Origin of the sequence: Aurantimonas marianensis (assembly GCF_024195285.1) — a bacterium.
Classification (GTDB): Bacteria; Pseudomonadota; Alphaproteobacteria; order Rhizobiales; family Rhizobiaceae; genus Aurantimonas; species Aurantimonas marianensis.
Genome location: NZ_JALHBS010000063.1, coordinates 1 through 13,314, shown reverse-complemented (window position 1 = coordinate 13,314; position 13,314 = coordinate 1). Strand labels below are relative to the sequence as shown.

The 13,314-nt window shown below is 62.0% G+C and carries 12 protein-coding genes; 10 read left to right on the top strand and 2 right to left on the bottom strand.

The window, feature by feature from the left end; translation table 11 throughout:
* On the bottom strand, positions 1-162 hold a 162-nt coding region (locus MJ956_RS11120; protein WP_341482718.1), incomplete at its 3' end, for an ATP-grasp domain-containing protein.
* Between the two features lie 33 nt (positions 163-195).
* Positions 196-738, bottom strand: coding sequence for a hydrolase (locus MJ956_RS11115; protein ID WP_253964533.1), 543 nt, complete (start codon positions 736-738; stop codon positions 196-198).
* A 311-nt stretch (positions 739-1,049) separates the two neighbouring features.
* Here MJ956_RS11115 and MJ956_RS11110 point away from each other — a divergent pair, with 311 nt between their 5' ends.
* The 10 genes from MJ956_RS11110 to MJ956_RS11065 form a co-directional block, all read left to right on the top strand.
* Positions 1,050-1,733 carry a GntR family transcriptional regulator gene (locus MJ956_RS11110; RefSeq protein ID WP_253964532.1) on the top strand — a complete coding sequence of 228 codons (684 nt, stop codon included), beginning with the start codon at positions 1,050-1,052 and terminating at the stop codon, positions 1,731-1,733.
* Between the two features lie 69 nt (positions 1,734-1,802).
* Complete coding sequence (gene oxc, locus MJ956_RS11105; RefSeq protein WP_253964531.1) at positions 1,803-3,548, top strand: oxalyl-CoA decarboxylase; 1,746 nt, start codon at positions 1,803-1,805, stop codon at positions 3,546-3,548.
* 39 nt (positions 3,549-3,587) lie between these two features.
* Positions 3,588-4,862, top strand: a complete 1,275-nt coding sequence (gene frc, locus MJ956_RS11100) for a formyl-CoA transferase (protein ID WP_253964530.1) — start codon at positions 3,588-3,590, stop codon at positions 4,860-4,862.
* Between the two features lie 41 nt (positions 4,863-4,903).
* Complete coding sequence (locus MJ956_RS11095; RefSeq protein WP_253964529.1) at positions 4,904-5,818, top strand: methionyl-tRNA formyltransferase; 915 nt, start codon at positions 4,904-4,906, stop codon at positions 5,816-5,818.
* A 17-nt stretch (positions 5,819-5,835) separates the two neighbouring features.
* Positions 5,836-7,512: a formate--tetrahydrofolate ligase gene (locus MJ956_RS11090; RefSeq protein WP_256477834.1), complete on the top strand. Its 1,677-nt coding sequence runs from the start codon at positions 5,836-5,838 to the stop codon at positions 7,510-7,512.
* Positions 7,513-7,527: 15 nt separating this feature from the next.
* Complete coding sequence (locus tag MJ956_RS18910) at positions 7,528-8,382, top strand: universal stress protein (protein WP_253964528.1); 855 nt, start codon at positions 7,528-7,530, stop codon at positions 8,380-8,382.
* Positions 8,383-8,539: 157 nt separating this feature from the next.
* A complete protein-coding gene (locus tag MJ956_RS11080; RefSeq protein WP_253964527.1) occupies positions 8,540-9,511 on the top strand; it encodes a Bug family tripartite tricarboxylate transporter substrate binding protein in 972 nt (323 codons plus the stop codon).
* Between the two features lie 46 nt (positions 9,512-9,557).
* A complete protein-coding gene (locus MJ956_RS11075; RefSeq protein ID WP_253964526.1) occupies positions 9,558-10,061 on the top strand; it encodes a tripartite tricarboxylate transporter TctB family protein in 504 nt (167 codons plus the stop codon).
* 45 nt (positions 10,062-10,106) lie between these two features.
* Positions 10,107-11,630 carry a tripartite tricarboxylate transporter permease gene (locus tag MJ956_RS11070; RefSeq protein WP_253964525.1) on the top strand — a complete coding sequence of 508 codons (1,524 nt, stop codon included), beginning with the start codon at positions 10,107-10,109 and terminating at the stop codon, positions 11,628-11,630.
* A gap of 3 nt (positions 11,631-11,633) precedes the next feature.
* Positions 11,634-13,314, top strand: a 1,681-nt coding sequence (locus MJ956_RS11065; protein ID WP_253964524.1) for an ATP-binding protein, incomplete at its 3' end; no start/stop codon positions are given.

Sequence of the window (13,314 nt, the reverse complement as noted above, 5' to 3'; positions counted from 1 at the left end):
GCGGCCGCCGGCGTGGATCTGGCTCTTGACCACATAGACCGGCCCCGGCAGCTGCCGCGCCGCCGCTTCCGCCTGCCGGGCCTCGGTGATCGCCACCCCCGCCGCCACCGGCGCCCCGTAGCCCTTCAGCACCTGCTTGGCCTGATATTCGTGGATGTTCATCTGATTGTTCTCTCCCCTGGAAGCGGTGTGCGCCTATTTGATTCTCGGTAGCATCTTCTTGAACGAAGGCGTTCCGGCTTTGCCGAGCCATTCGAAGACCACCATTTCGCTGGTCACGATTCCCACTCCGGCCGCGCCGAGTCTTTGCAGACAGGCATGTTCGCTCTCGGCCGACCGCGATGCTGTCGCGTCCGACGCAACGAACACCTGGTATCCAGCCTCCAGCAGGCTGGCGGCGGTCTGAACCACGCAGATATGCGCTTCCATCCCCGCCAGGACGATCTGCTGTCGCCCAAGAGCGCTGATGGCCTCGGCGAAGGCGGTGTCTTCCATGCAGGAAAAATGCACTTTCTCGAAGACCGGACAGCCGGCGGCGGCGGTCGAAACCTCGGCCATCGTATGGCCCAGTCCCGCCGGATATTGCTCGGTCAACAGGACCGGGACACCCATTTCTCGCGCGGCCTCGATCAGCAATGCCGCATTTTTCAAGGTTCGGGCCGGCGCCATCATTGCCGGTACCAGCCGCTCCTGCATGTCGATAACGACGAGAGCGGAATCCTTAGCCCTGATCAACATGCGTTCAACCCTCTCCCTCGACAGATGAAAACCGCCGACAAATGTGTCTTCACTGGTATGCCAAACGCCAAATACCGTCAAGGCAATAGCGTGAAGATCGAACCCCTAAACGCCGAAAACCCCTGCAATCGTGGGCTTTTTCCATGCGGACAGCAATTCGTAAATTGCCCATTGACGCAGCGATGTCCCGATGTATGGTATACCACATAAGCGCACCCAAGCGGCTCGAAACCGTTTCGACAGGTGCCGGGTTGTGAGGCGGGGAGGCGTTCGGGACTGTGTCGATTACCAGCAAGCTGACGCCGATCGCCGTGAACTTCACGCTGAAGGATCACACCTACGACGTGCTCCGCGACGCCATCCTAGAAATGAATATCTATGATGAGGGGGCCGATTTGCGTCTCGATGAGCGCACCATCGCCGGACAGTTGGGAATATCGCGCACACCCATCCGCGAAGCTCTGGCGCGATTGGCGCAGGAAGGCTTCGTGGAAATCCTTCCGCGCAAGGGGGTCTTTGTCAAACGCAAGTCGATGAACGAAGTACTGGAGATGATCGTCACCTGGGCGGCATTGGAAAGCATGGCGGCCCGGCTTGCCGCGGAGCGTGCGTCCGTCGTCGAACTCGGCTCCTTGCGCAAATTCGCGATGAAGCACAGCACCCATGCGGCGCGCGCTGACATCGAGGAATATTCGGAAGCCAATATCGTGTTTCACCAGCGCATTCTGGAACTGTCCGGCTGTGCGCTGCTCAAGTCGACGGCGGACGGGCTGTTCCAGCATATGCATGCCGTGCGCCGGCGGGCGATGGGTGAAAGCGATCGCGCCACGCGCTCGGTCGTCGACCACATGGAGATCGTCGAGGCGCTGGAGGCGCGCGATGCCGATGTCGCCAGCCGCCTTGTGCGCGAGCACACGATGAAGCTGCATGACCATGTGCGCGCCACGTGGGTACGAATTGAATCTTTGAACCGTAAACGCATCGTGGCCGGTTGACCGGCTCCGCGTGCCATTGACGCAACCGGCCGCAAGGCCGTCCAAGCAAGTCTTCCGGGAGGAAACAGAATGTCAGCAGTAGCGCAGAGCGTTGATGCCAATGCCGCTGAAGCCGACGCCCAGCAGGCGCTGACGGATGGGTTTCACCTCATTATCGACGCGCTCAAGCTCAACGACATCAATACGATCTACGGTGTGCCCGGCATTCCGATCACCGATTTCGGCCGTATGGCCCAGGCTGAGGGGATCCGCGTCATCTCCTTCCGGCACGAACAGAATGCCGGCAACGCCGCGGCCATCGCCGGCTATCTCACGCAAAAGCCCGGCATCTGTCTGACGGTCTCGGCGCCCGGGTTCCTGAACGGCTTGACGGCCCTGGCGCACGCCACCACCAATTGCTGGCCGATGATCCAGATTTCAGGGTCGTCGGAGCGCGAGATCGTCGATCTTCAGCAGGGCGACTACGAGGAGATGGACCAGCTGGCGATCGCCAAGCCCTTGTGCAAGGCCGCCTATCGTATCCTGCACGCCGAGGATATCGGGATCGGCATCGCGCGGGCCATCCGCGCCGCGGTTTCGGGGCGTCCCGGCGGGGTCTATCTCGATCTTCCCGCGAAGTTGTTCGGCCAGGTGATGGACGCCGCGGCCGGTACGAGGTCGCTGGTGAAGGTCATCGATCCGGCGCCGAAACAACTGCCCGCGCCCGATGCGATCGCCCGCGCGCTCAATGTCTTGAAGGGGGCGAAGAAGCCGCTGATCATCCTCGGCAAGGGCGCCTCCTATGCGCAGGCCGACGACGAGATCCGCGCGCTGGTCGAAAAGAGCGGCATCCCCTATCTGCCGATGAGCATGGCCAAGGGGCTGCTGCCTGACAACCATCCGCAGTCGGCTGGCGCGGCCCGCTCGCTGGTGCTCAAGGAAGCCGATGTCGTGATGATGATCGGCGCGCGCCTCAACTGGCTGCTGTCGCACGGCAAGGGCAAGCAGTGGGGCTCCGAGCCGAAGAAATTCATTCAGATCGACATCGAGCCGAAGGAAATGGACAGCAATGTCGAGATCGCGGCCCCGCTGGTCGGCGATATCGGCTCCTGCGTGTCCGCGCTGCTCGACGGCATGGGCGGCGACTGGCAAAGGCCGCCCGCCGGCTGGACCGACATGATCCGGGAAAAGGTCGAGGCGAACATCGCCAAGATGGCGCCGCGGCTGATGAACAACAATTCGCCGATGGATTTCCACGGGGCGCTCGGGGTCCTCAAGACCGTCATCAAGGAGCGTCCCGACGCGATCCTCGTCAACGAGGGCGCCAACACGCTGGATTTCGCCCGCTCGATCATCGACATGTACAAGCCCCGGAAGCGGCTCGACGTCGGCACCTGGGGTGTCATGGGCGTCGGCATGGGTACGGCGATCGCGGCGGCGATCGAGACCGGCCACCCGGTGCTGGCGGTCGAGGGCGACAGCGCCTTCGGTTTCTCCGGCATGGAAGTGGAAACGATCTGCCGCTACAATCTGCCGGTCTGCATCGTCGTCTTCAACAACAACGGCATCTATCGCGGCACCGACGTGAACCCGTCCGGTTCCTCCGACGCGGCGACGACCGTGTTCGTCAAGGACGCGCGCTACGACAAGATGATGGAGGCGTTCGGGGGTGTCGGCGTCTACGCGACCTCGCCGGACGAACTGCGCCGCGCCGTGAACGAGGCGATGGATTCCGGCAAGCCGACGCTCATCAATGCGGTGATCGACGAAAAGGCCGGCACCGAGAGCGGTCGCATCGGAAATCTCAACCCACAAAGCGTCGTTGCCAAGAAATAGCGCCAACGCCGATTGAACTTAGAACAGCAGGTATCCGCCATGAAGGCACTGGAAGGCATCAAAATCCTGGATTTCACCCACGTCCAGTCGGGACCGACCTGCACGCAGCTGCTGGCCTGGTTCGGGGCCGACGTGATCAAGGTGGAGCGGCCGGGCGTGGGGGATGCCACGCGCAAGCAGCTGGTCGACGTGCCGGGTGCCGACAGCCTCTATTTCACCATGCTCAACCACAACAAGCGGTCGATCGAGCTGGATTCCAAGAACGCGACCGGCAAGGAAGTGCTGACCCGGCTGATCGAGGAATGCGACGTTCTGGTGGAGAATTTCGCACCCGGGGCGCTCGATCGGATGGGCTTTTCCTGGGAGCGGATCCAGGAGATCAACCCGCGCATCATCATGGCGTCGATCAAGGGATTCGGTCCGGGCAAATATGCCGACTGCAAGGTCTACGAGAACGTCGCGCAATGCGCCGGCGGTTCGGCCTCGACGACCGGCTTCCTTGATGGTCCGCCGCTGGTGACCGGCGCGCAGATCGGTGATTCCGGGACGGGACTGCATTTGTGTCTGGGTATCGTGACCGCCTTGTACCAGCGCGAAAAGACCGGACGTGGCCAGAAGGTCTCCTGTGCGATGCAGGATTCGGTGCTCAATCTCGCCCGCGTGAAGATGCGCGATCAGCAACGGCTGCAGCGCGGTCCGCTCAAGGAATACTCGCAATATGGCGAGGGCATTCCGTTCGGTGACGCGACCCCGCGCGCCGGCAATGATTCGGGTGGCGGCCAACCAGGCCGCATTCTCAAGTGCAAGGGCTGGGAGAACGACCCCAACGCCTACACCTATTTCATCATCCAGGCCGCGGTCTGGGAGAAAGTCTGCGACGTCATCGGCAAGCCGGAATGGAAGACCCAGGAAGGCTATGCCAAGCCGCCGGAGCGGCTCGACAAGCTCAACGAGATCTTCTCCACCATCGAGGAGTGGACCAAGACCAAGACCAAATTCGAGGTCATGGACATCTGCAACCCGCTCAACATCCCCGTCGGACCGATCCTTTCCATGAAGGAGATCGCCGAGGACGAGGGGCTTTACGCCACCGGCACGATGGTGCGGGTCGACCATCCCGAGCGCGGCGAATATCTCAGTGTCGGCTGCCCGATCAAGCTGTCGGACAGCCCCGCGGAAGTCCGCCGCTCGCCGCTGTTGGGTGAGCACACGACGGAAATCCTGTCGGACGTTCTCGGCTATAAAGGGGATGATCTGAACCGCATCGTCGGTTCGGGGGCGGTCGGAGACGTCAAGGCGCAAGCAGCGGAATAAGACGGACGCAGCGATAAAGCGGCGCCGTTCAGGGAGGAAATATGCGTATCGTAGTTCACGGCCAACAAGCCTTTGGGAAGGCCGTTCTGGAACGGTTGCTGGAGCGCGGCGAAGATGTCGTCGCGGTCTGCACCGCTCCCACCAAGGAAGGCAAGCCCGAGGATCCGCTGGCGGAGTTGGCGCGGGAAAAGGGCCTGCCGCTGCACCAGCCGGCGTCGTGGAAGACGCCCGAGGCGCTGGAGCTGATGAAGTCCTTCGACGCCGATGTCTGCATGATGGCCTATGTGCTGCTTTTCGTGCCGGAAGCCGTGCGCGACGCGCCGAAATTCGGAACGTTTCAGTATCACCCATCGCTGTGCCCGCATCATCGTGGGCCGAGCTCGATCAACTGGCCCATCGCCATGGGCAGGGAGCAGACCGGTCTGACCATCTTCTGGCCCGACGACGGGCTGGATGAAGGTCCGATCCTGCTGCAGAAGACCTGCGCGATCGGGCCGGACGAAACGCTGGGGGACGTCTACTTCAAGAAGCTTTTCCCGATGGGCGTCGATGCCATGATGGAGAGCCTGGATCTGGTGAAGGCGGGCGTCATTCTCAAGCACGACCAGCGTCTGGACCAGGGTTCCTACGAAAGCTGGTTCAAGAAGGCGAACGCGGAAATCGATTGGTCGAAACCCGTCGCAGATCAGTACAACATCATCCGCGCGGCCAACCCCGCGCCCGGTGCCTGGACGACCCATAAGGGCGAGACCGTGCAAATCTTCGACTCGGCCCGGGCCGACGGCGAGGGCACGGCCGGTCAGGTCGTCGAGGTCTCTTCGGAAGGCGTGACCGTTCAAGGCAACGGCGGCCGCATCATCATCAAACGCGTCCGTCCTGCGGGCGGAGACAAGCAGCCGGCGGCGGACTGGGCCGCTTCGGCGGGCCTTTCCGCTGGCGACATCCTCGGATCATGAATCGGGAATAGATTATCATGGCGTTCAAGACCGACATCGAGATTGCCCGCGAGGCGAAGAAGCTACCGATCCAGGAGATCGGGGCGAAGCTGGGGATCGGGCCCGAGGATCTGGTGCCCTATGGCCATGACAAGGCCAAGGTCTCGGCAGATTTCATCGCCCGTCAGGCGGGTAACAAGAACGGCAAGCTGATCCTGGTGACGGCGATCAACCCGACGCCGGCGGGCGAGGGCAAGACGACGACGACGGTCGGGCTCGGCGACGGGCTGAACGCGATCGGCAAGAAGGCGGCGGTGTGCATCCGCGAGGCCTCGCTCGGTCCGTGCTTCGGCATGAAGGGCGGCGCGGCCGGCGGCGGCTACGCTCAAGTGGTGCCGATGGAGGAGATGAACCTCCACTTCACCGGCGACTTCCACGCCATCACCAGCGCCCACAATCTGCTGTCGGCGCTGATCGACAACCACATCTACTGGGGCAACTCGCTCGACATCGACATCCGCCGCGTCGTCTGGAAGCGGGTCATGGACATGAACGACCGGGCGCTGCGCGACATCGTCACCTCGCTCGGCGGGGTGGCCAATGGCTTCCCGCGCCAGGCCGGCTTCGACATCACGGTCGCTTCCGAGGTGATGGCGATCCTGTGCCTGTCGAACGACCTGGAAGACCTGCAGGAGCGGCTCGGCCGGATCATCGTGGCCTACACGCGCGATCGCAAGCCGGTGACCTGCAAGGAGCTGAAGGCGGACGGCGCGATGACAGTGCTGCTCAAGGACGCCATGCAGCCGAACCTGGTGCAGACGCTGGAGAACAACCCGGCCTTCGTGCATGGCGGCCCGTTCGCCAATATCGCCCATGGCTGCAACTCGGTAGTCGCCACCAAGACGGCGCTGAAGCTGAACGACTATGTGGTGACTGAAGCCGGCTTCGGGGCCGATCTCGGCGCCGAGAAGTTCATGAACATCAAGTGCCGCAAGGCCGGTCTCGCCCCGGCGGCGATCGTCATCGTCGCCACCATCCGGGCGATGAAGATGAATGGCGGCGTCAAGAAGCAGGATCTGGGGGCGGAGAACGTCGCGGCGGTCAAGGACGGCTGCGCCAATCTCGGCCGGCACATCGAGAACATCAAGGGCTTCGGGGTGCCGGCGGTCGTCGCGATCAACCACTTTGCCGGTGATACCGAGGCGGAGATAAAGGCCTGCAAGGATTATGTCGCGAGCCAGGGCTCGGAAGCGATCCTGTGCAAGCACTGGGCCGAGGGCTCGAAGGGGATCCAGGAACTTGCGACGCGGGTGGCACAGATCGCCGACAGCGGTGTGGCGCAGTTCCAGATGTTGTACCCCGACGACATGTCGCTGATGAAGAAGATCGAGACCATCGCCAAGCGAATCTACCGGGCCGACGAGCGGCTGGCCGACAAGAAGATCCGCGACCAGCTGGCACAGTGGGAGGAACAGGGCTTCCGCGATTTGCCGATCTGCATGGCCAAGACGCAGTATTCCTTCTCCACCGACGCCAATCTGCGCGGCGCGCCTACCGGCCATTCGGTGCCGATCCGCGAAGTTCGACTGTCGGCTGGTGCCGGGTTCGTCGTCGTCGTCTGCGGCGAGATCATGACCATGCCGGGCTTGCCGCGGGTGCCCTCGTCCGAATCCATCATGCTCAACGACGAAGGCCTCATCGAAGGGCTGTTCTAGAAGGGATATGCTGCCGTGATCCGCGAGATACTCGTGCCGGTACGTGGCGACGGCAAGGGCGACAACGTCCTTGCCCATGCCTCCGCCCTGGCCAGACGGTTCAAGTCACACGTCGTGGTGACGCACTGCCGTCCGAGGCCACAGGACTTGCTTCCCTATGGGGTTCCGGTTCCTACTTTCCTCAAGGATCAACTGCAAAAGCAGGCGATCGAATTGGCTGACCAGGTCGAGCAGAGCCTGAAAAGCGAATTCGATATGCTGGTCCAAAAATTCGAGCTGACGGTGTCTGACGAGCCGATCGCGGGAACGGCGACGGCGACATGGGTGGAGGAAGAGGGACGCCAGGTCGAAGTGATCAAGCGCCACGGCCGGCTTGTCGACCTGATCGCGGTGGCGCAGCCGGATAGAGCCGGGATGCTCGGCGTCAACAGCCTCAAGGCGGCGCTGTTTCATACGGGTCGGCCCGTTCTGTTGTGTCCGCCGGCCGACACGCCGCCGGTCCAGATCGGCACACATATCGTCATCGCCTGGAACGGTTCGACCGAGGCCGCGCGGGCGGTCGCGCTGAATATCGGACTCTTGGAAGACGCCAATACCGTTACGATCCTGACCGGCGGTGAGGAGGTGTATGGAACCACATCCGAAGATCTGGCCAGTTATCTCAAGAACCGCGGGATCACCGCCGCGATCGAGCGGTTTTCGGCCCCGCACAATGTCGGCAAGGAGCTGCTGGAACGCTGCCGGAAGCTCGGGGCGGATCTGATGATCATGGGTGCCTATGGCGATAGCCACGAGAAGGAGATCATGTTCGGAGGCAACACCCAGACGATCATCGAGTCCACGCCCATCCCGGTGGTTCTGGTTCATTGAAGGGGAGTTTCAGCGCGGTCCTGGGACTGCCACGCCGATTGCGATCGATTGACGAAGTCCCTTGAGCCTGATTTACAATAAGAACAGCCGTGGAAAGCGGCGATCGTGAATACCGTTCTAGTCAGTACAAGTAAAATCAATATGGGAGGAAGTTAAAATGCGTATCAACAGAAGAATTCTTATGACGATGGCCGGTGCCGCGGCTCTGACGTCGACACTGTTCACCGGTGTCGCTCATGCGTGGGAACCAACCAAGCCGATCGACTTCGTGATCATGGCCGGCGCCGGCGGCGGTGCGGATCAAATCGCCCGCTTCATCCAGTCGGTGGCGGAAAAGAAGGACCTGACCGTGCGTCCGCTGGTGCCCAACAACAAGGGCGGTGGTTCCGGCGCCGAAGCGCTGATTGCTCTCAAGGGTACGAGCGATCCCGATCATACGCTTCTCGTCACGCTAAACTCGTTCTTCACCACGCCGCTTCGGCAGGAGAATCTCGGCGTCGACATCGAGACCTTCACGCCGATCGCCATGATGGGCGTGGATCCGTTTGTCCTTTGGGTCCACAAGGACTCCGGCATCACCACCTTCGAGGACTGGCTCGCGAAGGTGAAGTCCGAGGACGGCCAATATGTGATGGGCGGAACCGGCAAGGGCCAGGAGGACTCGATCGTCATCGCCTGGCTCGAGAAGAACTTCGACGTCAAGATCAAGTACATTCCGTATAAGGGCGGCGGCGAGGTGGCGAAAGAGCTCGCCGGTCAGCAGATCAGCGCCAGCGTCAACAATCCGGCCGAAGCGCGAGGCTTCTTCCAGTCCGGCGATGTCGTGCCGCTGGTAGCCTTCTCCGACGAGCGGTTGCCGGCTCTACCGGATGTGCCGACGGTGAAGGAGCTGGACAAGGACTTCAGCTACTATAACCAGCGGGCTGTCGTAGGCGCGCCAGGCATGTCGGATGAAGCCGCCGAGTACTATCGGGATCTCTTCCAGAAGATCTACGACTCGGAGGAATGGCAGGAGTACATGAAGTCCGAGAGCCTCGAAGGCCTGCCGATGAACGCCGAGGAGCAGAAAAAGTACTGGACGACGCAAGTCGACCGCCACAAGGAATTGCTGGCGGAAATGGGTGAGTAAACCCTGTAAGTCCAACTGCTAATCCGACTATCCAGGGAGGGCCGGCATGCGCCGCGCAGAAATCGTAACAGCGGGCGTGCTGGCCCTTCTCTCCATATACCTGATGTGGAAGAGTTCGTTTCTCGAAATCGGATATATCCGGGGGGAAGGACCCGGCGGCGGTTTCTGGCCGTTCTGGCTGGCTGCCATCATGTTGATCTGTACCGGGCTTATCGCATTCAACTGGTACAGACGGACGTCGCCACCCTCGCAATCGACCGAGCCTCTGCTGGACCCCTACGGGCAGAAGATGCTCGCCTTGGTGGGGGGCGGCATCGTCGGTTTCGTCGCGCTGGTCGGCATCCTGTCGATGTACGGTGCGATGTTCGTCTTCCTGATCTATTATCTACGCTTTCTCGGGCGGCATAGCTGGCTGATGACCATGACGATCGCCACGTCGATCCCGATTATCTTCTTCTTTTTCTTCGAGGCGCTTATGCGCATCACCCTGCCGAAGGGCATGGCGTTTCTCGAGCCGGTGTTCAACGCATTGAACACGATCATTTACTGATATAGCGGCTCCGGCACTTATCGAGCCCGCGGGGAGGCGGCGGTCATGATGGATATTCTTGGACTACTCGGCGACGGCTTTTGGCTGGCGATACAACCCGTCAACCTGATGCTGATCATCGTCGGGGTCACGCTCGGGCTCTTCATCGGCGCGATGCCGGGGCTTGGATCGGTAAACGGCGTCGCCATCCTGCTTCCCATCACCTTTCTCGTGCCGCCGGCCTCGGCCATCATCTTTCTCGCCGCGATCTATTACGGGGCCATGTATGGCGGCGCCATCAGTTCGATCACCCTGGGTATTCCAGGAGCATCGACGGCGGTGGCGACAACCTTCGACGGCCGCCCCCTGGCGCTGCAGGGTCGCGCCAGTCTGGCGCTGGTGACGGCCGCGATCGCGTCGTTCATCGGCGGCACCGTCGCCAACGTGTTGTTCACCGCCTTCGCGCCGCCCTTGGCGACCGTCGCACTGAGCTTCGGACCGCCGGAAATCTTCGCGCTGATGCTGCTGGCCTTCGCCACCTTCGTCGGACTTGGCGGCGACGACATCCCCAAGACGATTTTCTCGATCTGCATCGGCCTGGTGTTCGCGGCGGTCGGCTATGACGAAATCTCCGGTGCCCCGCGCCTCGTCTTCTTCGACATTCCCGGCTTCCTGCACGGTATCAACTTCCTCGTGCTCGCCATCGGCGTCTACGGTATCGGCGAGATGATCTGGACCATCGATTCCACCCGCGGAAAGATCACTTCGACCATGGCGAAGATGTCGTTCCGCGGCGCGCTCGACGACACCAAGGAAGGTATGCGGCGCGGCTGGAAAGGCATGGGGATCGGCTCGTTCCTCGGCTTCTTCGTCGGCATCCTTCCGGCGGCCGGCGCAACCCCCGGTTCGCTGATGTCCTATGGCGTCACCAAGATGCTGTCGCGCAATCCGAAGGAATTCGGGCGCGGCCATCCGGGCGGCGTCGCGGCGCCGGAGGCGGCGAACAACTCGGCCTCGACCGGTGCGATGCTGCCGATGCTGACGCTCGGCATTCCAGGCTCGCCGACCACAGCGATCCTGCTGGGCGGCATGGTCATCTGGGGGCTGACGCCGGGGCCGCGTCTGTTCACCGACCAGCCGGAGTTCGTCTGGGGTCTGATCGGCTCATTCTATGTGTCGAATTTTTTCGCCGTGGTCATCAACATCGCCTTCATTCCGCTGTTCATCTGGATGTTGCGCATGCCCTTCACGGTTCTCGCGCCGATGATCTTCGTGCTGTCGATCGTCGGTGGCTACGCCGCGACCATGGATATGCACGATGTCTGGCTCATGCTGGTCTTCGGCTTTGGAGCGTTCTTCCTGCGCAAGCTCGACTATCCCCTCGCGCCGGCGGTTCTGGCGATCGTTCTCGGGCCGATCGCCGAACCGACACTTCGGCAATCGCTGCTGTTCTCCTCGGGTGATCCTTCGATCTTCTTCACACGGCCGATCGCCGGCCCGATCACGATCATTGCCCTGATCCTGATCTTCCTGCCGCTGTTCAAACTGATCTGGGACAAGACGCGGCGTCCGAAGTCGAAGCCTGCCTGATCGATGTCGGTCACGAACGGCCCGGGGGACACGGGGGGCGAATTCGGCCCCTGGAACCCCGGGCTGAGTTCGACGATACCGCAGCGTCTCTTGCCGCTGTCGACCATGTTCCGGCCGGAAAATGTCGAGACCGGCTTCAGGCAGGCTCACGAGCTCGCCGACTTCAGCGGCCTCGCCCCCAAGGACACGATCGCATTTCGCGCGGAGCGCCTGATTGTCCACGAACTTCTGATCCGGGTGACGGCGGACCTCTCGGTGCCGGACGGGCCGGAATACGAGGAACTCGGAATCAACATGCGCGGCATGACCGCGCGGATCTACGAGGAGCATGTCCGACCGCGGCTCGGCTCGTTGAAGTCGGAGCACGAGAGTCTCGTCCGTCGGGCTCGTGAATTCATCACCGCGGAATTACAGCGCCTGGATGCGCGGGACGCTTCGCAAGAGCCGGCGTCGACCGCGAAAGGAGGGCTGCTGGAAAGGTGGCTCGGCAGGGAGAAAAAGCCAACTCAGCCGACCCCCTCGTCAAACCAGAACGCCGCGCTCGAAGCTGCCACCGCCCGCTGGGCGGGGATGCAGGATCCGTTCGAGGCGGCCTGTGCCAATGCCCTTTCAACGGTCACCAGCGCGGTTGTCCGCACCCATGGACGGCTGCCCTTCGACAAGACGATGATCGTCGAACTGGCGACCAATCTTTTTGTCAATGAGTATGGCAGCGCACAGCTCGGATCGGCGTTGGAGCCGATCATCGCGATTGCCGCCGACACTGAGGGTTATCGGTTTCTGCCTGCCCAGACCAAGCCGTTCGTCATGAACGTGAAGGGGGCCTCCGCCGCCGGAAAGAGCACCATCAGGCCGCATCAACGCGAGTTGGCGAAGAAGCTGGGCGTTCCGTGGGAGGATTTCGCCCTCGTCAGCCCGGATTACTGGCGCAAACACCTTCTCGACTACGGTTCGCTGGGAGCCGACTATAAATATGGGGCGATGCTCACCGGCCACGAACTGGAGATCATCGACCGGAAACTCGACCGCTACATGGCTGAAAAGGCCGATCGCGGAACGATGCCGCACCTTCTGATCGACCGGTTCCGCTTCGACAGTTTCCGAACCGGCGACAATCAGGATCGCGGCAGCAACCTGCTGACCCGGTTCGGCCACACGGTGTTCATGTTCTTCATGGTCACCCCACCGCCGCTTACCGTGGAACGGGCCTGGAAACGCGGGCTGACGACCGGACGCTACAAGGCCGTCGACGATCTTCTCCACCACAATATCGAAGCCTATACCGGTATGCCGGCACTGTTCCTCTCCTGGGCGTTATCGGACAAGAAGGTCCACTACGAATTTCTCGACAACGACGTGCCGAAAGGAGAGCGCCCCCGAACGATAGCCAGCGGCTGGAACCGCCGGATGAACGTTTATGATGTCGAGGGACTGCTGAATATCGAGCGCTTCAAGAAGGTCGACGTTCGCGCGTCGGGTCCTGGCGAGGTTTACCAGGAGGGGGCAGATAACCCGGCGCAAAACCTGGGATTTCTGCGGCAATGTGTCGAGCGCCTGGATCAGGTGCGGTTTGTCGATCCGAAGAGCCGCAAGCGATACGGGCTCATCTGCAAAGATGGCGGGGCGTGGTTGGACCGCAGCTTGTCATCATGCCCGGACGAAATCTCGGACCTTCTGGAAGAGG